Origin of the sequence: Acidovorax sp. 99, assembly GCF_003096455.1 — a bacterium.
GTDB lineage: Bacteria > Pseudomonadota > Gammaproteobacteria > Burkholderiales > Burkholderiaceae_C > Acidovorax > Acidovorax delafieldii.
The window spans coordinates 4,839,521-4,866,414 of sequence record NZ_QEKU01000001.1; the positions used below are offsets into that span (position 1 = coordinate 4,839,521).

The window sequence follows — 26,894 nt, forward strand, 5'->3', positions numbered from 1 at the left end:
CGCGCCCTACCGCACCAGCGATACAGCCCCCACCAGCAAGGTGACCAGCAGTGCAACCGTCACCACATGCTCGGCCGCCTGGGCCTGCAGCCATGCAGCGCCACCGAGCAACCGGTCCAGCGGCCCCCGCAATGCGCCGCAATGCACCAGGTGTTCACCCAGATGGGAGAGTTCCAGCAGCGATATGTCTGCCGGCTGCCCCACGGAAGACGTGTCCCACGCAGAGGCAAGGTTGGATGGATGGGACATGGGCGGCTCCTGGTACACAAGTGAATGGCGCAACCACATGGCGGGTACGCTCCGATCCTCTTGTACAAGGGGCACATGCTGCGCGTCTGTGCGCTGTCGAACAGACCCCAGCCAGTCTGATTTTTGCCCATGCACCTCACCACCTGATGCCTGGCCTCGCTGGCAAAGCGACTGGCGAGGTGGGTAGCGTTGAAGTCAACTACAACGCTACTATTTGTATAGCGCACAGCGCAATACATCAAAGCACTAGCGGTCGATTTGATCCAAAAATAACGAATCAAACACTGCTCGGTACCAGCACGGCAGAAGCCAGCGCCGGTCCATCACTGGACTACGACTTTTCAGAGGAAACGTTGAACGCCCACCACCGTGCGCCCGCACCGCTCAGGCAACCTGGGCGGCCTCGCGCAGGCTGTCCACCAGCGCCCGCAGCCCGGCCAGATAGGAGTGGGGACCGAAGCCCTGCACCGTGGCCTTGACGGCGGGCGAGATGATGGAATGCGCGCGCCAGGCCTCGCGCGCGGCGATGTTGGACATGTGCACTTCGATCACCGGGAAAGGCATGGCCTTGATGGCGTCGTGCAGCGGCACGCCGTGCTGTGTGAGGCCCGCAGGATTCACGAGTGCGCCCTGCGCTGCATCGATGTTCGCGTGCAGGAAGTCGATGAGCGCGCCCTCATGGTTGGACTGCACGATGTCGAGTTCCACACCCAGCTCTGTAGCGAGCTTGAGCAAACGCTCGTTGATCTGGGCCAGCGTGGTGGTGCCGTAGATATGAGGTTCGCGGCGCCCGAACAGGTTGAGGTTGGGGCCGTGGAGGATGAGAATTTTCATGGGGTGTTCAGGGTTGGGAGCGGCTGACAAAGCTCAGCGAAGCGGTTCTGGCTAGGCGCTGCGTCGCAGGCAGTGCGAATAGCACGACAAGACGCAGCAACGACGCCAGAAGAGGTTTGCCAGGCGCTCTTACTTGCGGATGCGGGCGAGTTCGTCGTTGTAGAGCTTGACGATCGCCGGGTCATAGGTGGCCGCGAACTTCTCGATCACGGGCTTGGCGATCTGCTGCATGCGCGCCAGCTCGGCGGGCGTGATCTCGTTGTAGGCCATGCCTTTGGCCTGCAGGTCACCCACCGAACGCTGCGCTGCAGCGCGGCTCACCTGACGCTGGTAGCCACGCGACTCGTTGGCAGCGTCGTGCATCATCTTCTGCTCAGCGGGGGTGAGCTGGTCCCAGAACTTCTTGCTCACCAGCACGATGTTGGCGGCGTACACGTGGTTGGTGGCGCTCACGTACTTCTGCACCTCGAACATCTTGTTCGACAGGATCACGGCATAGGGGTTCTCCTGGCCGTCCACGGCCTTGGCTTCCAGCGCGCCGTACAGCTCGGCAAACGGCATGGGCACAGGGTTGGCCTTGAAGGCCTTGAAGGTCTCCAGGAACACCGGGTTGGGGATCACGCGCAGCTTGAGGCCATCAAAATCATCGGCCTTGGTGATGGGGCGCCTGCTGTTGGTCACGTTGCGAAAACCGAGGTCCCAGTAGCCCAGGGCCACCAGGCCCTTCTCGGGCAATCGGGCGATCAGCGCCTGGCCCAGGGGGCCGTCGAGCAGCGCATCGGCCTGCGCAAAGTTGGCCACAGAAAAGGGAAAGTCCACCAACCCGAATTCCTTGACGATGCCGGCCAGCGAGGTGGTGGCCGGGGCCGACATCTGCTGCACACCGCCCTGCAGCGCCGACTGCTGCTGCATCTCGTTGCCCAGCTGCGAGGCGGGGAACTCCATCACCTTCATCTTGCCGCCGCTCTTGGCCGCCAGCAGCTCGCCAAAACGCTTGACGCCAAAGCTCACGGGGTGGTCGGCATTGTTCAGGTGTCCGAAGCGGATCACGCGCTCCTGCTGCGCGGCGGCGGGTAGCGCCATCAAGAAGGACAGGCCAGCGGCCGCCAGGAGGCAAGCAGTTTTTTTCACAGGGACTTCTCCAACAAAAAGAGACCAGGGTTGTGCACCCCAGGCCCGGGGTGCATCTGGGACTGCATCGTATGAATAAAGTGGAAACTGTTTCCACAGTAGAAACCCTTTAACAGTTTTTGATACATTGCGCCGGAAGAACCAGCGCTTTGGTATCCCGACAAAACCAGTTCACGATCACAAAAAGCCCCGCCATGAGCAGCATCCTTGAACGCAGTTTCAAAGTCCTGGAGCACCTTGCACCGCACCCGGAAGGCAAGGCCCTGTCGAGCCTGGCCTCGGAACTGGACATGCCACTGAGCGCCACGCACCGCCTGCTGGCCGAATTGATCCGTTGCGGCTACGTGCGGCAGGACCAGAGCCAGGGCAACTACATGCTCACCATCAAGCTGGTGTCGCTGGGCCTGGGCTATCTGAGCGCCACGGGCGTGGTGGACATTGCCCAACCCCTGCTGGACCGGCTGGCGGCCGAATCAGGCGAGCTGGTGCGTCTGGCCGTGGTGGATGGTGACGCGCTGACCTTTGTGGCCAAGGCGCAAGGGGCCGTGCGCGGCCTGCGCTACGACCCGGACATGGGCCTGTCGGTCAACCTTTCGTGCAGCTCGGCCGGCCATGCCTGGCTGTCCACGATGAGCGATGAAGAGGCCCTGGCCCTGGTAGCACGCCAGGGCTTTGGCAAGCCCGAGGACTACGGCCCCAACGCCCCCACCACCGTGAAGGCCCTGCTGGCCTACCTGCGCACCGCACGGCAGCAGGGCTTCAGCACCATCGTCGAGGTGTTTGCTCCGGCCATGACGGCCATGGCCGCACCCATCCGGCAAGGCAATGGCCCGGTGATCGGGGTGGTGACCATTGCGGGCCCACTTGTGCGCCTGACGCCCGAGCGCATGCAGGCCCTGGGCCCTGCCCTGCTGAACACCACGCACGAGCTGGCCATGGCCAGCGCGGGGTCGCCCCTGCTCAAAAAGCGCGGCTGAACCCCTTCAGCCCCTGGGTGCAAACAGCGCCAGGGTCTCGTGCGCAAACGCGCCCTCGATCTCCAGCATGCGCATCTTGGTGGTGGCGCCGCCACCGGCCGAAAAACCGCCTGTCTTGCCGTTTGCAGCCAGGATACGGTGGCACGGCACCACAGGCGCAAACGGGTTGTGGCCCAACGCCTGGCCCACGGCACGCGCAGCACCCGGCTCGCCCAATGCGGCGGCCATCTCGCCATAGGTCATGGTTTTGCCGGGTGGAATGCAGCGGGCCAGTTCGTACACGCGGGCGTGGAAGGGAGGCACGGCGTCGAGCGCCAAGGGCACATCACGCAGGTCGTCCTGCGCACCTTCAAGCAGGGCCACCACGCGTGCTGCCCAGGCTGCCACATCGGGTGGCATCGCAGCTTCGGCGAGCTGCGGAAACCGGCGCTGCATGCGGGCACGCGTTGCCACCTCGCCCGCGTCTTCCGGCAACTGCACCCCCACCAGCAGCGCCCCCCGCCATGCAATGCCGCAGTGGTCGATGGCCGTGGGGAACAGCGCATAGCCGCCTGTGGGGCGGTGCGCCGTGTCGTTGGCGTGCAGCTCTGCGGCCATTTGCTACCTTTTGAATAGCATTCAGGGCATGTAAATCAAGCGCCTCTGGCTCAATCAGCCCTCAGCGCTGCCCGCAACTGTGCACCCAGCTCGGGCTTGGCGGCAAACGGGTCGGTGGGGTTGCGGCCCATCATCACGTCTTCCATGCGCGTCTGCACCGAGGCCAGGGCCTTGGGGTGGCTGTAGATGTAGAACTGGCCCTGGGCAGCAGCGTCGAAGACCTTTTGCGCGACCTCGGAAGCAGTCACCTTGCCACTGCCCACGGCCTTGTCGCTCATCGCCTGGCCGATGAGCTGGCTCTTGGTGGGCTTTTCGGCAGGCAGGTCGCCGGGGCGGTTGCGGTGGCTCTGGTTGATGCCGGTGGGCACAAAGAACGGGCACAACACGCTGGCGCCGATCTGGTCAGTGACCAGCGACAAATCCTGATACAGCGTCTCCGACAGACTGACCACTGCATGCTTGCTCACGTTGTAGATGCCCATGTTGGGCGCTGCCAGCAGGCCCGCCATGCTGGCGGTGTTGATGATGTGGCCGCGCCAAGTGGGGTCGGCCTTGGCCGCTGCCAGCATCATGGGGGTGAACAGGCGCACGCCGTGCACCACACCCCACAGGTTCACGCCCAGCACCCACTCCCAGTCCTTGACCGAGTTTTCCCACACCAGGCCGCCCGCGCCCACGCCTGCGTTGTTGAACACCAGGTGCGGTGCGCCAAAGCGTTGCTGCACGTCGGCGGCGAGTTGCTCCATCTGGGCGGCGTTCGACACGTCCACCTTGCGCGCCAGCACCTGGGCGCCTGCGGCCTGCATCTCGGCCGTGGCGGCGTCGAGCGCGTCCTGCTGCACATCGACCAGCACCAAGTTCATGCCCAGGCGGGCGCCAATGCGCGCGCATTCCAGGCCAAAGCCCGAGCCGGCGCCGGTGAGGACGGCGGTTTTGCCGGCAAAGTTGTCGATCATGTTTTGTGTCTCCTAGGGGTTATCGATGGATGATGGGGTGCGGTCGTGAAACACGGGAGGGCGCTGATGCCGACACACGGCTTCGGCCAACGCCGCCCGAACACGCAGAGCGCATCGGGCGCAATGCGATCAAAAAGGCGGGTGTTTTTCAGGACGCCGACGTCACCGGCCGCAGCACGTAGCCGATACGGGGAAAGTGAACGTGCACCGTGCCCGCACGCGGGTCGGTACGGCGCAAGGTGTAGCGGGTGCGGGTGGCGGCAATCAGCTCGCCTTCGGTGGGCTCTGTGCCAAAGCTCTCGGCGGCAATCGTGACCTGGGTACCCAGCGGGATGCCGTGCTCGTCCTGGAACACGTCGTCGGTCAGCGGCAGCGGCTCCATGCCCGCGGCCACGGTGATGGCGTCGGCGGCGCTGAACTTCTCCATGCGGCCATGGCCCAGTGCGGCGATGCGGTCCATCCACTCCAGCACGGCGGGCGTGGCGGCAAAAATGTCGGCCATCACGGGCACACACTGGCGCGTGAACCACAGCGGGTGGTAGGCCGCAAAGTCGGCCAGGCAAGGCTCGGCGCCGAACAGGAAGTCGTGTTCCTCGGCCATGTGCGCAATACGCCGCAGGTACGAGCGATAGGCGGCCGTGGCATCGGCCGGGCGCAGGCGCTGCATGCCCGCGCTCATCTCGCGGCGGTCTTCGCCAAACACTTGCGCGGCCGCCGGCGGCAGGTTGGCAAACAACACGGCGGCGCCCTTGGGCTGCAGGTTGTAGGCCATGGCAGCCCAGAACAGCGTGGTGTCGGCCCACTGCGCAAACACGCGCGACACGCCTTTGAGGTGCGGCGGATACAGCACGGGTTCGGGATGCTCATGCTCCAGCACATCGCAGATCAGGGCCGAGTCGCAATAAATGTCGGCGCCGATCTGCAAGAACGGCGTCTTGCGATACCCGCCGGTCAGCGCCACCACATCGGGCTTGGGCATGACGCTGGGGATGATGACGGACTTCCAGGCCAGCTGCTTGAAGCCGAGCACCGCACGGATCTTTTCGGAAAACGGGGACGAGGGGTAGTGGTGCAGGATGAGGTGGGACATGGGTTTCTCCGCAAAATTCTGTGGGATGGCTCAGGCCGGAAGTGCGCGGTCCAAGATGGCGTCAAGGTTGACACCCGCGCCCAGCGTGCCAAAGCTGTAGCCCCAGTCACCAGAGAGGCGCGAGTCGCAAAACGCTCGGAACACTGCGCCGGGCGCACTGCGCAACAACAGGGCCGCCTGCACTGCCAACGCTACATCCTGGGCGAGTCGCCGGGCCTCGGCCTCGGTGGTCATGGCGTCTACACGCAGCGGCAGTGCGCCGGCCAGACGGTCCAGCGCCGGGTGAGCGCCGCGTGCAGGTGCCAGTTCGGCGTCCAGCGCGGCAGCGGTGTCGGCGCGGCGCACGGCGCGCATCAAATCCAGCGCCATGATGTTGCCCGCGCCTTCCCAAATGGAGTTGAGCGGCATCTCGCGGTAGATGCGAGCCATCACGCCTTCACCGCCCTCCTCCACATAGCCATTGCCGCCCAGGCATTCCATGGCCTCCTGCGCAAACACGCTGCCGCGCTTGCACACCCAGAACTTGGCGACGGGCGTGAGCAGGCGGGCCATCACGGCTTCGTGCTCACTGGTGGCCTTCTTGTCGAAGGCGCTGGCCAGGCGGATTGACAGCGCGGTGGCGGCTTCGCTCTCCAGCGCCAAATCGGCCAGCACGTTGCGCATCAGCGGCTGCTCGATGAGCTTCTTGCCAAAGGCCGAGCGCTGGCGCGTGTGGTGCAGCGCAATGCTAAGCGCCTGCCGCATGAGGCCGCTGGTGCCCAGCGCGCAGTCCAGCCGCGTCATGGTGCCCATCTCCAGGATCTGCGCCACACCCCGGCCCTCCTCGCCCACGCGCCAGGCCATCGCGCCGATGAACTCGACCTCGGAGCTGGCATTGGCGTGGTTGCCCAGCTTGTCTTTCAGGCGCTGGATGCGAATCGTGTTGACCGCCCCTTCACCACCATCGGGCAGCACGCGCGGCAGGAAGAAGCAGGTGAGCCCGCCGGGCGCCTGCGCCAGGATCAGGAAGGCATCGCACATGGGCGCCGAGAAAAACCATTTGTGGCCGGTGATGCGATAGCGCGCGCCCCAGGCATCGTCGCCGTCGTGGACAGCCTGTGTGGTGTTGGCACGCACGTCCGATCCGCCCTGCTTCTCGGTCATGCCCATGCCCATGGTGAGCGCGGATTTCTGCGAGAACAGCGCCAGGCGCGGGTCGTACTGCGTGCTCGCCAAACCCTTGCTCCAGTCCGCCCATACCGCTGAATTGCCCCGCAGTGCCGGGGTCACGGCGTAGCTCATCGACACGGGGCACAGCACCGAGGGCTCGGCCTCGGTGAACAGCATGAAGCCCGCCGCGCGCTCCACATGCGCGTGGCCCGTGTCCTGGCGCGACCACGGCGTGGCATGCAGGCCGTGGCGCAGCGCGGCGCCCATCAAAGCGTGGTAGCTGGGGTGGAACTCCACCACATCCGTGCGGTGGCCAAAGCGGTCGTGCGTGCGCAGCTGGGGCTTGTGGGTGTTGGCCAGGCGCGCGTGGGTCAGCATCTCGGCCGAGCCCATCTCGGCGCCCAGCGCGGTGAGGCCCTCCACACGCAGGCCCGGTGCATGCAAGCTCAGCGCGTCCTGCAGCGGCTGGTTGGTGGTGAACAGGTTCACATCCGCCCATGGCGTGCTCTGGTTGAAGACGTCATGGGTACGCGCCAGGGTGGCGGTGGGCAGGGTCATGTCGGCTCCTTCACGGGTGGGCGGGGTGAATGGTCGAGGGGGCTGCGGCGGCGTCAGCCCGCCTTTCTCAGCATTTCAACGTGCGGGATGTCGTCTTCCAGGTATTCGTCGGACACGGCCTCGAAGCCCAGGCTGCCGTAAAAGCCCCGCAGATGGGCCTGCGCGCTGATGCGGATGTCACGCCCCGGCCACGCCTGGCTGCAGCGGGCAATGCCCTCCTGCATCAGCGCCCGGCCCGTGCCGTTGCCACGCGCTTCCTTGGCGGTGACCACGCGGCCGATGGAGGGCTCGGGGTAGTTCACGCCCGGGTCCACCACACGCAGGCAGGCCTGCGCCACCCCGGCCTCGTCGTATCCCAGCAGGTGGTAGGACTGCTTGTCCGCTTCGTCCGGGTCCTGGTAGGGGCCCTGCTCCAGGATGAAGACCTTGCAGCGCAAGGCCAGGGCGTCATGCAGCGCATGCACGCCCAGGTCGTCGAAGCGGGCCCAAACCCAACGGAGCATCATGGACGCATTCCTCGCAGCGGGACATTTAGCGAGGCCTGTGCAACTGGCGTGAACCAGGCCAGGGCCGCCGTGCAAGGGCCGCCCCGCCGCACTGGCGGCGTCCCCCCTGGGGGGGAAGACGCGAAGCGGCTCAGGGGGGGCTTCATACCAGCTTGACCAGTTGCTTGCCAAAGTTCTTGCCCTTGAGCAGGCCCAGGAAGGCCTCGGGCGCGGCGGCAATGCCTTGGGCAATGGTTTCGCGCGGGCGCAGCTTGCCGGTGCCGACCAGCGTGCCCAGCTCCTTGAGAGCATCAGGCCAGACTTCCATGTGCTCGCTGACGATGAAACCTTCGACCTTCATGCGGTTGATGAGCATGAGCGCGGGGTTGGCCATGGGCAGCGGTGCGCCGTCGTAGCCGGCGATCATGCCGCACAGGGCGATGCGGCTGAAGGCGTTCATGCGCAGCATGACGGCGTCCATGATCCAGCCGCCCACGTTCTCGAAGTAGCCATCGATGCCGTTGGGGCACGCTTCCTTCAGGGCCTTGGACATGGCCTTCACGTCACTGTGCTGCTTGTAGTCGATGCAGGCGTCAAAGCCCAGTTCTTCCACTGCGTACTTGCACTTGTCGGCACCGCCCGCAATGCCCACCGCGCGGCAGCCACGGGCCTTGGCGAGGGCCGCAAAAGCGCTGCCCACGGCGCCCGTGGCGGCGCTCACCACCACGGTGTCGCCTTCCTTGGGCGCAATGATCTTGACCAGGCCGTACCAGGCCGTGACACCCGGCATGCCCACGGCGCCCAGGTAGTGCGACAGCGGCACATGGGTCGTATCGACCTTGCGCAGCGCGCCGGGCTGGTCGGCATTGACCACGCTGTATTCCTGCCAGCCGCCCATGCCCACCACCTTGTCGCCCACGGCGTACTTGGGATGCTTGCTCTCAGCCACTTCACCCACGGTGCCACCGATCATGACTTCGCCCAGCGCCTGCGACCCGGCGTAGCTCTTGCTCTCGTTCATGCGGCCGCGCATGTAGGGGTCCAGGCTCAGGTAGTGGTGGCGCACCAGCACCTGGCCGTCCTGCAGCGCGGGCGTGTCGGTCGCGACCAGCTTGAAGTTGCTGGCCACCGCTTCGCCCTGGGGACGGTTGTCGAGAACGATTTGTTGGTTGCGTGGCATGGAAAGCTCCTTCAGAAAATTCAACACTATGTTTTTGATAGCTGCCAGCGCATATATACATTGCGCTTGCCGGCAAAAAGGCTTTAAAAACTGCTGGCGACCTCGATCACTGGCTCAGTCGGTGGAGATGACCTTGAGGTCATTCACATTGCGCCCGTCCACCGGCAGGCGCTTGACGTACTTGAACGTGCCGGTGGCGTGGCAGCACACCTTGCCTTGGGCGTCGTACACCGTGCCCTCGGTGAACGCCATGGTGGCCGTGCGGTGAATCAACCGCCCTTTGGCCACCAGCGGCCCGCGTGCGGGTTGCATGAAGCTGGTCTTCATCTCGATGGTGACCACGCCCATGTCCGGCATCACGCTGCGCGCGGCCGTGGCCATGGTCACGTCCAGCAGCGTCATCGACGCGCCGCCGTGGGTCACAGCAAACGAGTTCAGGTGCTCAGGCTTGGCTTCGTAACGCAGCTCGGACTCGCCGTCCTCCATGCGGTGCAGCGTGAAGCCCAGGTGGCTGACAAAAGGGATTTCGACACCAAAACTGATCAAGGTTTTTTCCTTTGGAAACGTAGGTCGCAACTGGCGCAGCACAGGCGAGGGACGCAGAGCAAGGGCCGCCCCGCAGCGATTGCGTCGTCCCCCTTCCCGAATCGCTCAGCGATTCGAGAGAAGGGGGAAGCGGCGCAGCCGCTCAGGGGGATGTTCACCCTCCAGTCACAATACTCACCCCGCCATCCACCGCCAGCCACTGGCCGGTAATGTGCTTGCCCGCATCCGACGCATACAGCGCGCACAGGCCCTTCAGGTCTTCATCATCGCCCAGGCGGCCCAGCGGGGCGTGTGCGGCCAGCGCCTCTTCGCCCATGGCCTTGAGTGTGCCCACCGTCATCTTGCTCGGGAAGAAGCCCGGGCAGATCGCGTTGACGCGGATGTTGTAGGCCCCCCATTCGGCCGCCAGCGCCCGTGTGAAGTTGATCACCGCGCCCTTGGAGGTGTTGTAAGCAATGGTGTTCATGCCCTTGGGGTTGCCGCCCAGGCCGGCGATGGACGCCACATTGATGATGCTGCCGCTGCGGCGGCCGATCATGCTGTGCTTGGCGATGTGCTGGCTCAGGATGAAGTACCCACGCACGTTGAGGTTCATCACCTTGTCCCAGGCCTCCACGGGGTGGTCTTCAGCCGGAGAGCCCCAGGCCGCGCCTGCGTTGTTGACCAGGATGTCCACATGGCCCAGGCGCTGCAAGGTCTCGTCGGCCAGGCGGCGGATGTCCTCTTCCTTGGCGCAGTCGGCGGCAATCCAGCGCGCGTCGATGCCTGCGGCCTGCAGGTCGGCCGTGGCTTCTTCCAGGTCAGACGCCTTGCGCGAGCTGAGCACGATCTTGGCGCCCGCCTCGCCCAGCGCGTGGGCCAGTTGCAGGCCCAGGCCGCGCGAGCCGCCGGTCACCAGGGCGGTCTTGCCCGTCAGGTCAAACAGTTGTTGGATGGTGCGTGTCATGTGAATGTCTCCTTGGATTTTTGCCAGTCGATGGATGTTCTCGGACCACAGCCCGGCGCTGGAATGCGCCAGCCAGGGGGTGGAATACAGGCAGCCATTGTGCGGCGCCAGAAGGCTGCATTGTGTCGCCGCCGCGTCCGCTCCGCAGTGGGCCCGCCAGGTGGCTGTCGCGGTGCCGCAGCGTCAGCCCTGGGGGTCGGCCTTGAGCCGCGCACGCACGGCGATCAGCACCACGCCCACAGCAGCCACCACGCCCCCGCCCACCATCAGCACCCAGCCCGTGGCCGGGTCGGTGCGGGCGGTGGCAATGCCCAGCACCAGCGTGAGCAGGCCGCCGTAGATCAGCGCCCAGATGATTTTGTGCAAGCGCTGCAGGGTGTGCGCGGCGGCCATCAGAACGCCTCCTCCGGAAAGCTGGCGCAGGTCGCGTCGCGTGCACTGACCACTTGCAGCCAGGCGCCGATCTTGGGCAGCTCGTAATGGAAGAAAAAGCGCATGGCGCCCATGCGGCCCACGCTGGCGGGCTGCGCCAGGGCTGCATCGGCCGCCAGGGTGGCCAGCGCCACGTCCAGCCACACCCAGGCCAGCACCGTGTGGCCAAAGGCCTGCATGTAGGGCACGGCGTTGGACAGCGCATCAGCGGGTTGGCCCGTGGCCCAGGCGGCCTTGGTGGCCGCGCCCAAGTCCTGCAGCGCCTTGCCCAGCGCGTTGGCGTGGGCAGCCAGCGCGGGCACCTGGATGGCGCGCTCGATGGTGGCGTTGATGCGCCCGGCCAGCAGTTGCAGGCCACGACCGCCTTCCATCAGCACCTTGCGGCCCAGCAGGTCCATGGCCTGGATGCCGTGGGTGCCTTCGTGGATCATGTTCAGGCGGTTGTCGCGCCAGTACTGCTCCACCGGGAAGTCGCGCGTGTAGCCGTAGCCGCCGTGGATCTGGATGGCCAGGCTGTTGGCCTCCAGGCACCATTCGCTGGGCCAGCTCTTGGCGATGGGGGTCAGCACCTCCAGCAGCAGGCGGGCTTCGTCGGCCGCAGCGGCATCGCCCGTGTGTTGCTCGTCCACCAGCCGCGCGCAGAACAGGTTGAGCGCCAAGGCGCCCTCGCCATACGACTTTTGCGCCAGCAGCATGCGTTTGACGTCCGCGTGCTCCACGATGCGCACCTGGGGCTGGGCTGCGTCCTTGACCACGGCAGCCGCGCCGTCCTTGGGGCCCTGCACGGGGCGGCCTTGGGGTCGGTTCTTGGCGTAGTCCAGGCTGGCGTAGTAGCCCGCCAGGCCCAGCATGGTGGCGGCCATGCCGATGCCGATGCGCGCCTCGTTCATCATGTGGAACATGCAGTGCAGGCCCTTGCCGGGCTGGCCCACCAGATAGCCCACAGCGCCTACCTGGCCATCCACGGGGTACTTGCCCTCGCCAAAGTTCAGCAGCGTGTTGGTGGTGCCGCGCCAGCCCAGCTTGTGGTTCAGGCCCGCCAGCGCCACGTCGTTGCGCACGCCGGTCAGCTGGCCGTTGGTGTCCACCAGCTTCTTGGGCACGATGAACAGCGAGATGCCCTTGGTGCCGGGCACCAGCTTGCCGTCTGGCCCCGGGATCTTGGCCAGCACCAGGTGCACGATGTTTTCGGTCAACTCATGGTCGCCCGAGCTGATCCACATCTTGTTGCCCTTGAGGCGGTAGCGGGGGCCGAGCGGGTCGCTCTCAAAGCCCTCGCCATCCGGCACGGCGCGTGTGGCCACGTCGGACAGGGACGAGCCCGCCTGTGGCTCCGACAGGCACATGGTGCCCGACCATCGGCCGTTGAATTCATTGAGCGCAAACACCTGCTTTTGCAGATCGGTGCCATGCACCATGAGCAGGTTTGCGTTGCCCGAGGTCAGCAGGTTGGACCCAATGCTGATCGAGGCGGCCGCGAAAAAGCTGTTGGCCGCCGCCTCCACCGTGTAGGGCAGCTGCATGCCGCCAATGTCGTAGTCCTGCGCTGCGCTCAGCAGGCCCGACTCGGCGTAGGCGCGCCGTGCTTCGTAGGTGGCCTGCGGCAGCACCACGCGCAGCGTGCCGTCGGGCTCGGTCTCGGTGCGGGGTTCTTCGGTGTCCACCACGCGGTTGAAGGGCGCGTACTTCTCGCGCGCGATGCGCTCCGAGGTGTCGAGCACGGCATCGAAGGTCTCGCGGGAGTGGTCTGCAAAGCGCTCGCGGGTTTGCAGCTTCTCGGCGTTCAGCCACTGGTAGAGCAGGAAATCGACGGTGGGACGTAGGCTCATGGCATTTCAGGGTTAAAACGGCCCCAGGCGCAGATAAATCATGCGCCAGCAGCTATCAAATAAGGAGTAAACGGCGCAGGAGTGAGGAGGAACATGCTCCCATCCCTTGCCACCATCAGGCGCCAGCGGGCGACGGTGCCGCGTCTTCGCGCGGTGGCAGTGCGGCAATGGTGCCTTGCGCCACGGCGCACAGCTTTTCGGTGCCTGCCTGCACCACCAACACATCGCAGCGGCACACCGCCTGCGCGCGGCCATGGTGCACCGCCTGCGCACGGGCGATGAGCAGTTCGCCCACCGCAGGGCGCAGGTAGTTGATCTTGAACTCGGAGGTCACCACGGGCACCCGCATCGCGGTGCCTCCCGCGTAGGTCAGGGCGTTGTCGGCCACATAGCTCAGCACGCCCCCGTGTACAAAACCATGCTGTTGCAGCAGCTGGGGCGTGACGGGCAGGTGCAGCTCGCAGTGCCCTGGGGACAAGGCATGCAGCCGCGCCCCCACCAGGATGCTGAACGGCTGCGATGCCAGTACCTCACGCCCCATGGCCAGGAAGACCTCGGGCGACACCACGACATCGGGGATGTCGGTGCGCGGTGGCGACGAGGCCTGCCCGGACATGGCTTACAGCACCTCGAAAATGCCCGCAGCGCCCATGCCGCCGCCGATGCACATCGTCACGCACACCTTCTTGGCGCCACGGCGCTTGCCTTCGATGAGGGCGTGGCCTGTGAGGCGCTGGCCCGACACACCGTAGGGGTGGCCCAGGGCGATGGCGCCGCCGTTCACGTTCAGACGGTCCGCCGGGATGCCCAGCTTGTCGCGGCAGTACAGCACCTGCACGGCGAAGGCTTCGTTCAGCTCCCACAGGTCGATGTCCTGCACCGTGAGGCCCAGCTTCTTCAGCACCTTGGGCACGGCAAACACAGGGCCGATGCCCATTTCATCAGGCTCGCAACCGGCCACTGCAAAACCGAGGAAACGGCCCAGGGGCTTGAGGCCCTTCTTGCTGGCGTACTCTTCGCTGGTGATCACGCAGGCACCGGCGCCGTCAGAGAACTGGCTGGCATTGCCGGCCGAGATCAGGCCACCGGGCAGTGCCGACCGCAGGCCACTGATGGCCTCCACCGTCGTGCCTTCGCGCGTGCCTTCGTCGCGGCTCACCGTCACTTGCTTGGTGATCAGGCCCAGCGTCTTGTCAGCCACACCGGCCGTCACGGTGATGGGGGCGATTTCGGCGTCGAACAGGCCGGCGGCCTGGGCAGCGCAAGCCTTTTGCTGGCTGGCAGCGCCGTATTCGTCCATGGCTTCGCGGCCGATGTTGTAGCGCTTGGCCACTTGCTCGGCGGTCTGCAGCATGCTCCAGTAGATCTCTGGCTTTTGCTTGGCCAGGGCCAGGTCCTGGATCATGTGCAGGTTCATCTCTTGCTGCACGCAGGAGATGCTTTCGACGCCCCCGGCCACAAACACATCGGCCTCGCCCGCGATGATGCGCTGGGCAGCCATGGCGATGGTCTGCAGGCCCGACGAGCAGAAACGGTTGACGGTCACGCCCGATGCCGTGATGGGCAGGCCGGCCTTCAGCGCGATCTGGCGTGCGATGTTGCTGCCCGTGGCGCCTTCGGGCGTGGCGCAACCCATGATGACGTCGTCCACGTCAGCGCCGTCGATGCCAGCGCGCAACACGGCGTGCTGCACGGCATGGCCGCCCAGGGTGGCGCCGTGCGTCATGTTGAACGAACCCTTCCAGCTCTTGGCGAGTGGCGTGCGGGCGGTGGAAACAATCACTGCGGAGGTCATGTGAATTCCTTTGAATCTGTAGATGGGTGCACGCGGGCGGCTTACTGGAAGGCCTTGCCTTCGGCGGCCAGCTTGGCCAGCAGCGGAGCGGGCTTCCAGAACGCTGCGTCGTCCAGCGGGTTCTTGGCAAAACGGTCCATGGCCTGCACCACGTTGAACAGACCCACTTCGCTGGCGTAGTGCATGGGGCCGCCACGGTGGATGGGGAAGCCGTAGCCGGTCAGGTACACCATGTCGATGTCGCCGGACTTGCTGGCAATGCCGTCTTCCAGGATGTGCGCACCTTCGTTGACCAGGGCGAACACCAGGCGCTGCACGATTTCTTCGTCAGAAATCTTGCGCGGCGTGATGCCGAGTTCCTTGCGGTGGTCTTCGATCATCTTGTTGACCAGGTCGCTCGGGATCGCATCGCGCTTGCCGGCCTGGTAGTCGTACCAGCCTGCGCCGGTCTTCTGGCCGAAGCGGCCCAGTTCACACAGCTTGTCGGCGGTGCGGCTGTACTTCATGTCGGCGCGCTCGACGGCGCGGCGCTTGCGGATGGCCCAACCGATGTCGTTGCCGGCCAGGTCGCCCATGCGGAACGGGCCCATGGCAAAGCCAAACTTTTCGATGGCCTTGTCCACCTGCTGCGGCGTGCAGCCTTCGTCCAGCAGGAAGCCGGCCTGGCGGCTGTACTGCTCGATCATGCGGTTGCCGATGAAGCCATCGCATACGCCCGAGACCACGGAAGTCTTCTTGATCTTCTTGCCGATGGCCATCACGGTGGCCAGCACATCCTTGGCGGTCTCCTTGCCACGCACCACTTCCAGCAGCTTCATCACGTTGGCAGGGCTGAAGAAGTGCATGCCCACCACGTCCTGCGGGCGCTTGGTAAACGCTGCGATCTTGTCCACGTCAAGCGTGGAGGTGTTGGAGGCCAGGATGGCGCCGGGCTTGGCCACAGCGTCGAGTTGCTTGAACACGGCTTCCTTGACGCCCATCTCTTCAAACACGGCTTCGATGATGAGGTCGCAGTCCTTGAGATCGTCGTAGCTCATCGTGGTGCTCAGCAGGGCCATGCGCTGCTCGTACTTGTCCTGCTTGAGCTTGCCTTTCTTGACCTGGGCTTCGTAGTTCTTCTTGATCGTGGCCACGCCACGGTCCAGGGCTTCCTGCTTCATTTCCAGGATCTTGACGGGGATGCCCGCGTTCAGGAAGTTCATGGAAATGCCGCCGCCCATGGTGCCCGCGCCAATCACGCCCACCAGCTTGATGTCGCGCTTGGGGGTGTCGGAGGCCACATCAGGGATCTTGCTCGCCGCACGCTCGGCCATGAACAGGTGGCGCAGTGCGCGCGACTCGGGCGTCCACATCAGGTTGATGAAGATCTCGCGCTCGACCAGCATGCCTTCGGCAAACTTCTTCTTGGTGGCGGCTTCAACAGCGTCCACGCACTTGGCGGGTGCGGGGAAGTTCTTGGCCATGCCCTTGACCATGTTGCGCGCGAACTGGAAGTACGCATCGCCTTCGGGATGCTTACAGGGGAAGTTGCGCACCAGGGGCAGCGGGCGGGCATCGGCCACGCTTTGCGCGAATGCCAGGGCTTCTGCCGCCAGCGACTCGGCCGACGCGGCCATCTTGTCAAACAGCTTCTGGCCGGGCACGGCGCCAATCATTTCACTCTTGACGGGCTCGCCGCTCACGATGAGGTTGAGCGCCGCTTCAACACCAATCACGCGTGGCAGGCGCTGCGTGCCACCTGCGCCGGGGATCAGGCCCAGCTTGACTTCGGGCAACGCGATCGAGCAGCCAGGCGCTGCAATGCGGTAGTGGCAGCCCAGGGCCAGCTCCAGCCCGCCGCCCATGGCGACGCTGTGCATGGCGGCCACGACGGGCTTTGCCGAATTTTCGATGGCGGCAATCACCGACAGCAGGTTGGGTTCTTGCAGCGACTTGTCGGTGCCGAACTCCTTGATGTCGGCGCCGCCAGAGAACGCACCACCGGCACCGGTGATCACGATGGACGTGACCGCTGCATCGGCATTGGCACGGCCAAGGCCGTCCACGATGCCCTGGCGGGTCGCCAGACCGAGTCCGTTGACGGGAGGGTTGGCCATGGTGATCACGGCAACGGAGCCGTGGACTTTGTATTCAGCGGTCATGGTGCTGTTGTTCCTTGGAAAGTGAAAAAGAACGATCGTGCGTTTTTATTGTAGAGACTTCAAAACCATTTGGCGTGTCAATTTGTCCCGGGCGGGACAAGGGGGTATCAGACATCCCCAGAAGAGCAGACACCGGCAGGCAAAAAAAGGCGCCACCGAAGACCGGGCGCCTCTATGGATCACAGTTGGCGGAGCGCCTTCCAGTGCGTCCGCCCTGCCCCGAACCTTAGAAACTGGCGCGCCCCGAGACCAGGGCAGCCGAGCAAGGGCCGCCCCGCAGCGAGGGCTGCGTCCCCCTTCCCGAATCGCGCAGCGATTCGAGAGAAGGGGGAAGGCGCGCAGCGCCTCAGGGGGATCGCCCCGCTAAACTTCAAGCCACTCTTTGCGGATGTAGCTGTCGGCCCGCAGGCTGTCCGGTGTGCCCTGGAACACGATAGAGCCGTGGCCCATCACCAGTGCGCGGTCTGAGATCTTCATCGCAATGGTCAGCTTCTGCTCGATCAACAGCACCGAGATGCCGCGCGACTTGATGGTCTGCAGGTACTGGCCCACCAGCTCGACGATCTTGGGTGCCAGACCCTCGGTGGGCTCGTCGATGATGATGAGGTCCGGGTCACCCATGAGCGTGCGGCACAGGGTCAGCATCTGCTGCTCGCCGCCCGACATCACGCCCGCCTCGGTGTGCTGGCGCTCCTTGAGTCGGGGGAACATCTCGTACATGTCGTCAAACGACCAGCGGCTGTTCTTGCCACTGCCCTTTTGGCCGAGCATCAGGTTCTGGTGCACGGTGAGGTTGGGGAACACATCGCGGCTTTCGGGCACATAACCCACCCCCAGGTGGGCGATCTCGTAGGCCTTCCTGCCATTGAGGTCCTGCCCCTTCCAGTTGAGTGTGCCCTCCCAGTCCACCAGACCCATGATGGCCTTGGCGGTGGTGGAGCGGCCCGACCCGTTGCGCCCCAGCAGGGCCACGATTTCACCGGGTTGTACATCAAAGGTCACGCCATGCAGCACATGGCTCTTGCCGTAATAGGCGTGGAGATTTTCGATTTTCAGCATGTCAGTGTCCCGCCCCTTGCTCGTCCGCAACGACCGAGCCCAGATAGGCCTCTTGCACGCGCTGGTTGGCGCGTACCTTGTCGGGCGTGTCAAAGGCAATCACTTCGCCATACACCACCACAGCGATCTTGTCGGCCAGGCCGAACACCACGCCCATGTCGTGCTCCACCGTCAACAGCGTGCGGCCTTCGGTCACTTCCTTGATGAGGTGGATGAAGCGTGAGGTCTCGGTCTTGCTCATGCCGGCCGTCGGTTCGTCCAGCAGGATCACATTGGCACCGCCCGCGATGGTGATGCCAATCTCCAGCGCGCGCTGCTCAGCGTAGGTCAGGTTCATCGCCAGCGTGTCGCGCTTCTTGTCGAGCTTGATCATTTCCATGAGCTGCTTGGCGCGCTCGTTGGCATCGTGCAGGTTCGACAGGAAGCGCAGGAACGTGTACTTGTAGCCCATGCTCCACAGCACGCCGCACCGCAGGTTTTCGAACACCGACAGCTTGGGGAAGATGTTGGTGATCTGGAAGCTGCGCGAGAGCCCGCGCCGGTTGATCTCGTACGGTGCCATGCCGTTGATGCGATGGCCATTCAGGATCACATCGCCGCTGGTGGGCGCAAAGCGCCCGCTGATCAGATTGAACAGCGTGGACTTGCCCGCACCGTTGGGGCCGATGATGGCCACGCGCTCACCGGGCGCGACGGCCAGGTTGGCGCCGCGGATGATCTCGGTCTTGCCAAAACTCTTGCGCAGGTCGCGCAGTTCGAGCGCATAGGTTGCGTTGTCAGCCGCCATGGTTACAAAGCCTCCCCGCGCTTGATTTCATGTTCTATTTCTTCCTGGATCCTGCTCCACTGGCGCACAAATTGGCGGCGGCAGAGTTCAAACAGGGCAAAGCCCGTCACCATCACAAACACCGCACCAAACCAGCTGGTAAAGCCCTTGGCGTTGAGCGTGGCGCCGAGGAAGGTCAACTCTGGCCCCAGCGCGGCATTGAGCTGCAGGTGGTACGTCATCTCGATCATGCAGGCTGCGCCCATCACACCCACCAGGGCAGTACCGCCCAGCGCGAGGTAAGAGGTCCACAGCTGGCGCAGCTTGCCGAACTTGGCCAGGCGCAGGTTCATCATGATCAGGCTGGCCACGCCACCGGGCGCATACATCACCATGAACAGGAACACCAGGCCCAGGTACAGCAGCCAGGCCTTGGACAGCTCGGACAGCAGCACAGACGCCAGCACCAGCAGCACGGCACCAATGATGGGGCCGAAGAAGAAGGTGGCACCGCCCAGGAAGGTGAACAGCAGGTAGCCACCCGAGCGCACCACGTTCAGGCTGTCAGCACCCGTCACGATCTCGAAGTTGATGGTGGCCAGACCACCACCAATGCCGGCAAAGAAGCCCGCAATAATGAAGGCGAAGTAGCGCACCCGCTGCGTGTTGTAACCAATGAACTCCACACGCTCGGGGTTGTCGCGCACTGCGTTCAGGATGCGGCCCAGAGGTGTGCCGGTGAAGGCAAACATCGCCGCAGTGCACACGAAGCAGTACACGGCGATCAGGTAGTACACCTGAATGGCAGGACCGAAGGTGATGCCGAAGAACGACTGGCCATACACGCGGTCAGTGGTGATGCCGCCTTCGCCCCCGAAGAACTCGGGGAACATCAGCGCCATCGAAGCCACCAGCTCGCCAATACCCAGCGTGATCATGGCGAATGTGGTGCCCGACTTCTTGGTCGTGACAAAGCCCAGCAAGATGGCAAAGAAGGCCCCGGCCAGCCCGCCCACGATGGGGATCAGCACCAGCGGAATGCTGAAGCTGCCTTTGCTTGCCATGTTCATGGCGTGGATGGCTATGAACGAACCCAGACCGGTGTACACGGCATGGCCGAAGCTCAGCATGCCGCCCTGCCCCAACAACATGTTGTAGGACAGGCAGATGATGATGAGGTAGCCGATCTGCGAGAGCATGGTCAGCGCCAGGCTGCTGCGAAACAGCATGGGCGCCACGATCAGTGCTGCGGCAAACAGCGTCCAGATCACAAAGCGCCCGACGTTCCAGGGCTTGAACCGGTAGTGCGACGTGGCACTGGAGACAGGATGAGTGGTTGAATTCATGGCATCAGTCCTCCCGCGTGCCCAAAAGGCCCTTGGGGCGGAAGATCAGGATCAGCACGAGGAACAGGTACGGCAGGATGGGCGCCACCTGGGAAATCGTGAGCTTGAGCAAGGGATAGCCAAAGGTCTGGTCGGTCACCGCCACACCCACGGCCTTGAAGACGTGGATCAGCGAGTAGTCCAGCGCCACGGCAAAGGTCTGCACCACGCCAATCAGCAGCGAAGCGATGAAAGCACCGGCCAACGAGCCCATGCCGCCCACCACCACCACCACGAAGATGATGGAGCCCACGGACGCCGCCATCGCAGGCTCGGTCACATAGGTATTGCCACCGATCACGCCCGCCAGGCCCGCCAGCGCGGCGCCGCCACCAAACACCAGCATGAAGACACGCGGTACGTTGTGGCCCAGCGCTTCCACCATTTCGGGGTACTTGAGAGCCGCCTGGATCACCAGCCCGATGCGGGTGCGTGTGAGCAGCAGCCACACCGACAGCAGCATCAGCAGCGCCACCAGCATCACAAACGAACGCGACTTGGGAAACTGCGTGCCGTACAGCGAGAAGAGCGGACCCTGCAATTGCTCTGGCAGGCCATACGGCACCGTGGAGCGCCCCCAGACCAGCTGCACGACCTCCAGAATCAGGTACGACAGCCCGAACGTGACCAGCAGCTCGGGCACATGGCCGAACTTGTGCACCCGGCGCAGGGCGTAGCGCTCGAACGCAGCCCCGAGCACAAACACCACAAGAGGTGCCAGCACCAGCGCAGGCCAAAAGCCCACCACCCCGGAGATGGTGAACGCGAAATAGGCACCCAGCATGTAGAAGCTGGTGTGTGCGAAGTTGAGCACGCCCATCATGCTGAAGATCAGCGTGAGGCCGGAACTCAGCATGAACAGCAGGAGCCCGTAGCTCACGCCGTTCAGCAAAGAGATCACGAAAAACTCAGGATTCATTGGAATTTTTCATCACGGAGGGAAAAAAAAGGCCCGAGTACGTCGGGCCTCGAAGTTCTGGCGCCGAAACGCCAGCGCCGGATTTAGGGGCGCTTCATCTGGCACGACGTGGGCGTGCTGGCCACGTAGGGCTCGTAGTACTTCAGCGGCACGAAGGTGTAGCCGGTGTTTTCCGAGTCGATGGGGTACTTGCCGCCGGCCTTTTCCCACTTGGAAATGAACAGGCCCTGCTGCAACTGGTGGTCGGTCTTGCGCATCTCGACTTCCCCGTTGAAGCTCTTGAACTTCATACCTTCAAAGGCTGCGGCGACCTTGACGGGGTCGGTGGACTTGGCTTTCACGAAACCTTCGGACAGCATGGTGAAGGCGTGGTACACGGCGCCCGTGTACATGTCGTCGTTGAACTTCTTCTTGTAGTCCACCACGATCTTGTTGAGCTCGCCCGGCAGGTTCATGTGGGCGTAAGCCACCATGTAAACGCGGCCTGCAGCGGCAGAGCCCATGGCAGTGGGGCTGCCGGTGACGGAGCCGTAGTAGGTGTAGAAGTTAACGTTGTTCAGGCCCGCATCGTTGGCGGCCTTGATCAGCAGTGCCAGGTCAGAACCCCAGTTGCCGGTGATCACGCTGTCAGCGCCCGATGCCTTGATCTTGGCGATGTAGGGCGAGAAGTCCCGCACCTGGGCCAGGGGGTGCAGGTCGTCACCCACAAACTGCACGTCGGGGCGCTTGCGCTGCATCATCTCCTTGGCGAACTTGGAGACCTGGTGGCCGTGCGAGTAGTTCTGGTTGATCAGGTAGACCTTCTTGACCTCTGGCAGGTCCTTCATGTAGGTCGTCAGCGCTTCCATCTTCATGGAGGTGTCTGCATCCAGACGGAAGTGCCAGTAGCTGCACTTGCTGTTGGTGAGATCTGGGTCCACGGCAGCGTAGTTCAGGAACAGGACTTCCTTGCCGGGATTGCGTGCGTTGTGCTTTTCGAGCGCGTCCATGATGGCCAGTGCGGGGCCAGAGCCATTGCCCTGTACCACGTAGCGCGCACCCTGGTCCATGGCCGAGCGCAGGGCGCTGGTGGTTTCCTGAGGGCTGAGTTTGTTGTCGATGCCGATGATTTCAAATTTGACGCCGGCAGGGTTCTTCTTGTTGAACTCTTCAGCGATGAACTGGAAGCTCTTGAGCTGGTTCGTTCCCACGGCCGCCATCAGGCCAGACAGGGGGTCGAGCCAGGCGATTTTGACCGTCTCGCCCTTTTGAGCGAAGGCCCCGCCAGCGCTTGCCAAGATTACCGAGGCTGCTACAGCCTTAATAGCGAACTTCATGCTTTTGTCTCCTTGTAAATCGACACAACGCAGCGTACCGCGTTGCAACAAAGCGATGCTCAGGGATTGCCCCTACCAGCGTCGCACACGTGACTGGCGCTGCGCTCCCCCGAGCGCGCACCAGCCTGGGGCAGTGCAAAAAATGGCGCTCGCAAGCGATGCGCGCACATGCATTGCCCCACCCTGATCACAGGCCGGGAAGTTTGTAATCCTTGAGCTGTTCACGCAGCTTGGTCTTGAGCATCTTGCCGGTGGCACCGAGCGGAATGGCATCGACAAACACCACGTCGTCAGGGATCTGCCACTTGGCCGTCTTGCCTTCGTAGAAGGCCAGCAGCGCTTCGCGCGTCACCTCTGCGCCAGGCCGCTTGACCACGGCCACGATGGGACGCTCGTCCCACTTGGGATGCGGCATACCCACACAAGCTGCCATGGCAATGGCGGGATGGGCCATCGCAATGTTCTCGATGTCGATGGAGCTGATCCATTCGCCACCGGACTTGATCACGTCCTTGCTGCGGTCGGTGATCTGCATGAAGCCGTCGGCGTCGATGGTGGCCACGTCACCGGTGGGGAACCAGCCCCTGCCCTGCGCGTCGCGCACCAGCGGGTCACCGCCCTCGCCCTTGAAGTAGCTGCCCACGATCCAGGGGCCCTTGACCAGCAGGTCGCCATAGGTCTTGCCGTCCCAGGGCAGCTCGTTGCCGTCGCCACCCACGATCTTCATGTCCACGCCATAGATCGCACGGCCCTGCTTTTGCAGGATCTTCATCTGCTCGTCCTTGGACATGACGAGGTGTTTGTTCTTGAGTGTGCACAGCGTGCCCAGCGGGCTCATCTCGGTCATGCCCCAGGCGTGCAGCACCTCCACACCGTAGTCTTCCTTGAAGGCGTGGATCATGGCGGGCGGGCAAGCCGATCCGCCGATCACCGTGCGGCGCAGTGTGGAGAACTTGAGGCCCGCAGGCTTCATGTGGCCCAGCATCATCTGCCACACGGTGGGCACGCCCGCCGCGTAGCTGACCTTCTCCGCTTCGATCAATTCGTAGATCGACTTGCCATCCATCGCCGGGCCGGGGAACACCAGCTTGCAGCCGGTGAGCGCGGCCGAGTACGGAATGCCCCAGGCATTGACGTGGAACATGGGCACCACGGGCAGCACCGAGTCGCGGGCCGAGAGGCACATGACATCAGGCAGCGCCGCAGCGTAGGCGTGCAGCGTGGTGGAGCGGTGGCTGTACAGCGCGGCCTTGGGGTTGCCTGTGGTGCCGCTGGTGTAGCACATGCTCGATGCAGAGTTCTCATCGAACTCAGGCCATGCGTAGTCCGAAGACTGCGCACCAATCCAGGCTTCGTAGCTGGTCAGGCCGGGGATGCCGGTGTCGGCCGGCAGCTTGTCGGCATCGCACAGGGCGACCCATTTCTTGACGGTGGGGCATTTGGCGTGCACCGCCTGCACCAGGGGCAGGAAGGTGGTGTCAAAGCACATCACCTGGTCTTCTGCGTGGTTGATGATCCAGGCGATCTGGTCGGGGTGCAGGCGTGGATTGACGGTGTGCAGCACGCGGCCCGATCCGCTCACGCCGAAATACATCTCCATGTGGCGGTAGCCGTTCCAGGCCAGCGTAGCCACCCGGTCGCTGAACTGGAGCTTCAGGTCATCCAGCGCGTTGGCCAGGCGGCGGGCACGTGCTGCGAGGTCGCGGTACGTGTAGCGATGGATGTCCCCCTCCACCCGTCGGGACACGATTTCGGCGTCGCCGTGGTGGCGCTCTGCGAATTCGATCAGCGACGAAATCAGCAACGGTTGACTCTGCATCAAGCCCAGCATGAATACTCCTTGGATGTTGTAGTGAATGGAACGGTCATCGTAGCGCGCGTATCGGCGTCCGGGTGTCGCCCGCGTCGTGCCCCCGCACGCCGCTGGGATGAACCCACACACGCCGCACCACCACACTGGCATGGCATGGCATCGGCGGCGGCATGGTTGCGCTGTCGCTGGCCTCCGTGAACCGCAGCGGAGTGTGCGCCCGGCGGGCATGGCTGCCAACACTTGTCGTCCCACTGACAAAGGGCAAGGGAATACCCTGAACCGCCGGCACCGCTGCAGCGACAATCGGGCCCATGCTTTGCGCTGCCCCTTCTGCCCAACGATTCATTGCCGCCCAGCCCTGGTTCGCGGGCCTGCCTGCTGCCATGCAGGAGCGGCTGCGCGAAGAGGTGTTTGCCGAGCAGGCCGACAAGGGCGCGGTGATGATGCCCGCCGGCAGCGCCGTTCGGGGCTGGCATGCCGTGCTGTCGGGTCTGGTGATGCTGCAGAGCCCCACCAGCAAGGGCCGGTCGTCCGCCTTCATCGGCGTGCCTGACGGTGAATGGTTTGGCGAAGGCTCGGCCATGAAGCCCGAGCCCCGCCGGTACCACGTGGTGGCACTGCGCCCCACCACCCTGCTGTGCCTGCCCCTGCCGCTGTTTGCCACGCTGCGCGAGACCAGCCTGGCGTTCAACCAGTTCCTGGTGCTGCATCTGAACATGCGGCTGGGCCAGGCCATGACCATCATCGAAGCCGGGCGCACCCAGTCCACCGAGCACCGCGTGGCGCTGTACCTCAGCCGCCTGTTCTGGCGCAGCACCCGGCGGCTCAACCTCACGCAGGAAGAGCTGGGCCAGTTGGTGGGCCTGTCGCGGCAGACCGTGAACAAGGTGCTGCAGTCGCTGGAGGGCATGGGCATTGTGTCGCTGGACTTCGGGCGCGTGGCCATCGTGGACGACGAGGCGCTGAACGCATACCTCGCCGCCACGGCCGCGCACTGACCACCCGCATTCGGCCGAGGTCTGTTCGACATCTGCAGCACGCGGGTCATTGCACGCTCAGGCGTGCGGCCTTCTGGTCTGCGTCAAAGATGAACTTGCGGGGCCACGGCTGCCAGGTCTGGCCCAGCGTGGCGTTGTTGGGATCGCCGGTGTGCACAAAGGCGCGCAGGCCGTCCATCATGGCCCGCGACAGGGCCAGGCGCCCCGGCTGGTTGGCGGTGCTGTTGGTCGCCTTCGCAAACACCGAGGGACCGAAGTTGCCAAACACAAAGGGCAGGTCGAACGCATGGGCCGCGCCGTACACATCGTTCCACGGTGCGGGCTGCTGGGCCCAGTTGAACTGGTAGTTCCACACATTGCTCTGCTGGCTGCGCAGGGCGTTCAGCAGGTTGTCGCGGCTGGCGCCAATGAACACATTGCCCAGCAGCTGGGTGCGTGCGTTGTAGCCCGTGCCCGGGGCTGTCACCGGCAGGTAGGACGCATCCAGAATGTCCGCCGCAGTGAGGGTGGTGGGGGCATCAGGGTCGAAGCGCTGCATCATCGCAAAGCGCTCTGCATCGCCGATCTTCATGCCGGGCTTGCCGCCCAGCAGCACCAGGAACGGGGCAAACAGCTTGCCCTCCTCGGCCGTGTAGCCGGACAACACAGGCACTTTCTGATAGCGGCCCGCAGAAATCTCCGTGATCGGATCGACCGGAACCACCACACCGTCCGGGATCGGGCCAGAACCTGTCAGCCCCTTTGCCAGCACCGTCTGCAAAACGACCCGCGCATCCTTGCCACGCAGGTAACTGGCCACCTGCGTGGGGGGCCAGCTGGCCACCAGGGCCTGGGCTTCGGGCAGGCCAGGTGCCAGGCCATCAGCCACGGCCAGATGCGCCAGCAACTGGCTGGCCTGTGCGGCGTAGCGGGAGACCGGGTTGAGTGTCGGAATGGACCCGGCGGGCAGGTTCGACGCCAAGGAGATCCCGCCACTGATCGGTGCCAATTTGTGGAACAGCCCGGTGGCCTGCGGAGCGGTCAGCAGCGCCAAGGCATTGATGGCCCCCGCCGACTGCCCCATCAACGTGACGTTGCCCGCATTGCCGCCAAACCGGGCGATGTTGCCCTGGACGAACCGCAGCGCCTGCACGACGTCCAGCAGCGCGTAGTTGCCGGTGTAGGTGCTGCCGCCTGCGCTGCTTCCACTGCCGTTGTTGCCAGCATGCAGGGCGGGCAACTGCAGATACCCCAGCACATCCAGCCGGTAGTTGGCTGTGACCACGATGGCATTGGCCGACTTGGCCAGCGCGGCGCCGTCGTACACCGGGTCGGCGGTGTAGCCCGAGATGGCACTGCCACCGTGGATAAAGACCAGCACTGGCAGGTTGTCCTGCGCGGTGGCCGGCCGCCAGATGTTGAGGGTCAGGCAGTCTTCGCTGCCCAGCGGGGTGTTCAGCGTCTGGCCAATCGTGTCGTCAAAGCGGTTGTTGGCGCCCTGGCCGTAAATGCGGCCCATCTGCAGGCACGCACTACCAAACCGGGTGGCGCTGCGCTCGCCCGTCCAGGCGGCGGGCTCCGCGGGAGGCTGCCAGCGCAGGGCCCCGACAGGGGGTTGTGCGTAGGGAACGCCCTTCCAGGCATAAGTGCCGCTGGTGGCGCTGTCATCCGTGCCGCGCACCATGCCATAGCGGGTTTCGCGCAGTTCGGGCGGCGTACCGCCAGAACCACCACACGCCGTGGTCATCACAGCGGCGAGGCATG

The 26,894-nt window shown here is 64.4% G+C and carries 25 protein-coding genes; 2 read left to right on the forward strand and 23 right to left on the reverse strand.

Annotated elements, in window-relative coordinates; genetic code table 11:
- Positions 1-6 precede the first annotated feature (6 nt).
- The 3 genes from C8C95_RS22195 to C8C95_RS22205 all read right to left on the reverse strand — a co-directional run bounded on the left by C8C95_RS22195 (position 7) and on the right by C8C95_RS22205 (position 2,166).
- Entirely contained in the window at positions 7-249 is a 243-nt protein-coding gene (locus tag C8C95_RS22195; protein WP_116750018.1) for a hypothetical protein, read from the reverse strand.
- Positions 250-633: 384 nt separating this feature from the next.
- Positions 634-1,083: a type II 3-dehydroquinate dehydratase gene (locus C8C95_RS22200; protein WP_010465590.1), complete on the reverse strand. Its 450-nt coding sequence runs from the start codon at positions 1,081-1,083 to the stop codon at positions 634-636.
- Positions 1,084-1,212: 129 nt separating this feature from the next.
- On the reverse strand, positions 1,213-2,166 hold the full coding sequence (locus C8C95_RS22205) for a TRAP transporter substrate-binding protein (protein WP_099732131.1): 954 nt from the start codon (positions 2,164-2,166) through the stop codon (positions 1,213-1,215).
- A gap of 242 nt (positions 2,167-2,408) precedes the next feature.
- Between C8C95_RS22205 and C8C95_RS22210 the strand changes: the two genes are divergently transcribed.
- Positions 2,409-3,191, forward strand: a complete 783-nt coding sequence (locus C8C95_RS22210; RefSeq protein ID WP_056746246.1) for an IclR family transcriptional regulator — start codon at positions 2,409-2,411, stop codon at positions 3,189-3,191.
- A gap of 6 nt (positions 3,192-3,197) precedes the next feature.
- Here C8C95_RS22210 and C8C95_RS22215 read toward each other — a convergent pair whose 3' ends face one another.
- From C8C95_RS22215 to C8C95_RS22305, 19 genes are all read right to left on the reverse strand, one after another.
- Positions 3,198-3,788: an MGMT family protein gene (locus tag C8C95_RS22215; protein WP_116750019.1), complete on the reverse strand. Its 591-nt coding sequence runs from the start codon at positions 3,786-3,788 to the stop codon at positions 3,198-3,200.
- A 50-nt stretch (positions 3,789-3,838) separates the two neighbouring features.
- Positions 3,839-4,744 carry an SDR family oxidoreductase gene (locus tag C8C95_RS22220; protein WP_116750020.1) on the reverse strand — a complete coding sequence of 302 codons (906 nt, stop codon included), beginning with the start codon at positions 4,742-4,744 and terminating at the stop codon, positions 3,839-3,841.
- 148 nt (positions 4,745-4,892) lie between these two features.
- A complete protein-coding gene (locus C8C95_RS22225; RefSeq protein ID WP_116750021.1) occupies positions 4,893-5,834 on the reverse strand; it encodes a glutathione S-transferase family protein in 942 nt (313 codons plus the stop codon).
- Between the two features lie 30 nt (positions 5,835-5,864).
- A complete protein-coding gene (locus C8C95_RS22230; RefSeq protein WP_207780631.1) occupies positions 5,865-7,541 on the reverse strand; it encodes an isovaleryl-CoA dehydrogenase in 1,677 nt (558 codons plus the stop codon).
- A 53-nt stretch (positions 7,542-7,594) separates the two neighbouring features.
- On the reverse strand, positions 7,595-8,047 hold the full coding sequence (locus C8C95_RS22235) for a GNAT family N-acetyltransferase (protein WP_116750022.1): 453 nt from the start codon (positions 8,045-8,047) through the stop codon (positions 7,595-7,597).
- A 142-nt stretch (positions 8,048-8,189) separates the two neighbouring features.
- Positions 8,190-9,206 (reverse strand): NADP-dependent oxidoreductase, encoded by a 1,017-nt coding sequence (locus C8C95_RS22240; protein WP_116750421.1) that lies wholly within the window; start codon positions 9,204-9,206, stop codon positions 8,190-8,192.
- A 114-nt stretch (positions 9,207-9,320) separates the two neighbouring features.
- The gene (locus C8C95_RS22245) at positions 9,321-9,752 is read right to left on the reverse strand and encodes a PaaI family thioesterase (protein ID WP_116750023.1); all 432 of its coding nucleotides are present in this window, start codon (positions 9,750-9,752) and stop codon (positions 9,321-9,323) included.
- 154 nt (positions 9,753-9,906) lie between these two features.
- Complete coding sequence (locus C8C95_RS22250; protein ID WP_056063500.1) at positions 9,907-10,698, reverse strand: SDR family oxidoreductase; 792 nt, start codon at positions 10,696-10,698, stop codon at positions 9,907-9,909.
- 183 nt (positions 10,699-10,881) lie between these two features.
- Complete coding sequence (locus C8C95_RS22255) at positions 10,882-11,091, reverse strand: hypothetical protein (protein ID WP_116750024.1); 210 nt, start codon at positions 11,089-11,091, stop codon at positions 10,882-10,884.
- On the reverse strand, positions 11,091-12,959 hold the full coding sequence (locus C8C95_RS22260; protein ID WP_116750025.1) for an acyl-CoA dehydrogenase: 1,869 nt from the start codon (positions 12,957-12,959) through the stop codon (positions 11,091-11,093). Before C8C95_RS22260 ends, C8C95_RS22255 begins: the two co-directional genes overlap by 1 nt.
- Before the next feature lie 115 nt (positions 12,960-13,074).
- On the reverse strand, positions 13,075-13,575 hold the full coding sequence (locus C8C95_RS22265) for a PaaI family thioesterase (protein ID WP_243415755.1): 501 nt from the start codon (positions 13,573-13,575) through the stop codon (positions 13,075-13,077).
- 3 nt (positions 13,576-13,578) lie between these two features.
- Positions 13,579-14,754, reverse strand: a complete 1,176-nt coding sequence (locus tag C8C95_RS22270) for an acetyl-CoA C-acyltransferase (RefSeq protein WP_116750026.1) — start codon at positions 14,752-14,754, stop codon at positions 13,579-13,581.
- Between the two features lie 41 nt (positions 14,755-14,795).
- A complete protein-coding gene (locus tag C8C95_RS22275; RefSeq protein WP_116750027.1) occupies positions 14,796-16,895 on the reverse strand; it encodes a 3-hydroxyacyl-CoA dehydrogenase NAD-binding domain-containing protein in 2,100 nt (699 codons plus the stop codon).
- A gap of 363 nt (positions 16,896-17,258) precedes the next feature.
- A complete protein-coding gene (locus tag C8C95_RS22280; RefSeq protein WP_116750028.1) occupies positions 17,259-17,954 on the reverse strand; it encodes an ABC transporter ATP-binding protein in 696 nt (231 codons plus the stop codon).
- 1 nt (position 17,955) lies between these two features.
- The gene (locus C8C95_RS22285; RefSeq protein WP_116750029.1) at positions 17,956-18,741 is read right to left on the reverse strand and encodes an ABC transporter ATP-binding protein; all 786 of its coding nucleotides are present in this window, start codon (positions 18,739-18,741) and stop codon (positions 17,956-17,958) included.
- Positions 18,742-18,743: 2 nt separating this feature from the next.
- Positions 18,744-20,066 (reverse strand): branched-chain amino acid ABC transporter permease, encoded by a 1,323-nt coding sequence (locus C8C95_RS22290; protein ID WP_056746259.1) that lies wholly within the window; start codon positions 20,064-20,066, stop codon positions 18,744-18,746.
- 4 nt (positions 20,067-20,070) lie between these two features.
- Positions 20,071-21,024, reverse strand: a complete 954-nt coding sequence (locus C8C95_RS22295; RefSeq protein WP_056063520.1) for a branched-chain amino acid ABC transporter permease — start codon at positions 21,022-21,024, stop codon at positions 20,071-20,073.
- Positions 21,025-21,107: 83 nt separating this feature from the next.
- Positions 21,108-22,340: a branched-chain amino acid ABC transporter substrate-binding protein gene (locus tag C8C95_RS22300; RefSeq protein ID WP_056063523.1), complete on the reverse strand. Its 1,233-nt coding sequence runs from the start codon at positions 22,338-22,340 to the stop codon at positions 21,108-21,110.
- A 187-nt stretch (positions 22,341-22,527) separates the two neighbouring features.
- Entirely contained in the window at positions 22,528-24,171 is a 1,644-nt protein-coding gene (locus C8C95_RS22305; protein WP_099730444.1) for a 3-(methylthio)propionyl-CoA ligase, read from the reverse strand.
- A 293-nt stretch (positions 24,172-24,464) separates the two neighbouring features.
- Here C8C95_RS22305 and C8C95_RS22310 point away from each other — a divergent pair, with 293 nt between their 5' ends.
- Positions 24,465-25,151, forward strand: a complete 687-nt coding sequence (locus tag C8C95_RS22310) for a Crp/Fnr family transcriptional regulator (protein ID WP_056063530.1) — start codon at positions 24,465-24,467, stop codon at positions 25,149-25,151.
- A 46-nt stretch (positions 25,152-25,197) separates the two neighbouring features.
- On the opposite strand, the gene C8C95_RS22315 is transcribed toward C8C95_RS22310, so the two are convergent.
- Positions 25,198-26,877 (reverse strand): carboxylesterase family protein, encoded by a 1,680-nt coding sequence (locus tag C8C95_RS22315; RefSeq protein WP_243415798.1) that lies wholly within the window; start codon positions 26,875-26,877, stop codon positions 25,198-25,200.
- Between the last annotated feature and the right edge of the window lie 17 nt (positions 26,878-26,894).

Coding starts and splice junctions, on each gene's coding strand:
- C8C95_RS22255 (WP_116750024.1), bottom strand. CDS start 11,091: ATGGCCGCCGCGCACACCCTGCAGCGCTTGCACAAAATCATCTGGGCG.
- C8C95_RS22265 (WP_243415755.1), bottom strand. CDS start 13,575: ATGTCCGGGCAGGCCTCGTCGCCACCGCGCACCGACATCCCCGATGTC.
- C8C95_RS22250 (WP_056063500.1), bottom strand. CDS start 10,698: ATGACACGCACCATCCAACAACTGTTTGACCTGACGGGCAAGACCGCC.
- C8C95_RS22315 (WP_243415798.1), bottom strand. CDS start 26,877: ATGACCACGGCGTGTGGTGGTTCTGGCGGTACGCCGCCCGAACTGCGC.
- C8C95_RS22270 (WP_116750026.1), bottom strand. CDS start 14,754: ATGACCTCCGCAGTGATTGTTTCCACCGCCCGCACGCCACTCGCCAAG.
- C8C95_RS22195 (WP_116750018.1), bottom strand. CDS start 249: ATGTCCCATCCATCCAACCTTGCCTCTGCGTGGGACACGTCTTCCGTG.
- C8C95_RS22295 (WP_056063520.1), bottom strand. CDS start 21,024: ATGAATCCTGAGTTTTTCGTGATCTCTTTGCTGAACGGCGTGAGCTAC.
- C8C95_RS22310 (WP_056063530.1), top strand. CDS start 24,465: ATGCTTTGCGCTGCCCCTTCTGCCCAACGATTCATTGCCGCCCAGCCC.
- C8C95_RS22205 (WP_099732131.1), bottom strand. CDS start 2,166: ATGGCGCTACCCGCCGCCGCGCAGCAGGAGCGCGTGATCCGCTTCGGA.
- C8C95_RS22305 (WP_099730444.1), bottom strand. CDS start 24,171: ATGCTGGGCTTGATGCAGAGTCAACCGTTGCTGATTTCGTCGCTGATC.
- C8C95_RS22210 (WP_056746246.1), top strand. CDS start 2,409: ATGAGCAGCATCCTTGAACGCAGTTTCAAAGTCCTGGAGCACCTTGCA.
- C8C95_RS22235 (WP_116750022.1), bottom strand. CDS start 8,047: ATGATGCTCCGTTGGGTTTGGGCCCGCTTCGACGACCTGGGCGTGCAT.
- C8C95_RS22225 (WP_116750021.1), bottom strand. CDS start 5,834: ATGTCCCACCTCATCCTGCACCACTACCCCTCGTCCCCGTTTTCCGAA.
- C8C95_RS22200 (WP_010465590.1), bottom strand. CDS start 1,083: ATGAAAATTCTCATCCTCCACGGCCCCAACCTCAACCTGTTCGGGCGC.
- C8C95_RS22220 (WP_116750020.1), bottom strand. CDS start 4,744: ATGATCGACAACTTTGCCGGCAAAACCGCCGTCCTCACCGGCGCCGGC.
- C8C95_RS22290 (WP_056746259.1), bottom strand. CDS start 20,066: ATGAATTCAACCACTCATCCTGTCTCCAGTGCCACGTCGCACTACCGG.
- C8C95_RS22280 (WP_116750028.1), bottom strand. CDS start 17,954: ATGCTGAAAATCGAAAATCTCCACGCCTATTACGGCAAGAGCCATGTG.
- C8C95_RS22215 (WP_116750019.1), bottom strand. CDS start 3,788: ATGGCCGCAGAGCTGCACGCCAACGACACGGCGCACCGCCCCACAGGC.
- C8C95_RS22275 (WP_116750027.1), bottom strand. CDS start 16,895: ATGACCGCTGAATACAAAGTCCACGGCTCCGTTGCCGTGATCACCATG.
- C8C95_RS22260 (WP_116750025.1), bottom strand. CDS start 12,959: ATGAGCCTACGTCCCACCGTCGATTTCCTGCTCTACCAGTGGCTGAAC.
- C8C95_RS22285 (WP_116750029.1), bottom strand. CDS start 18,741: ATGGCGGCTGACAACGCAACCTATGCGCTCGAACTGCGCGACCTGCGC.
- C8C95_RS22230 (WP_207780631.1), bottom strand. CDS start 7,541: ATGACCCTGCCCACCGCCACCCTGGCGCGTACCCATGACGTCTTCAAC.
- C8C95_RS22300 (WP_056063523.1), bottom strand. CDS start 22,340: ATGAAGTTCGCTATTAAGGCTGTAGCAGCCTCGGTAATCTTGGCAAGC.
- C8C95_RS22240 (WP_116750421.1), bottom strand. CDS start 9,206: ATGCCACGCAACCAACAAATCGTTCTCGACAACCGTCCCCAGGGCGAA.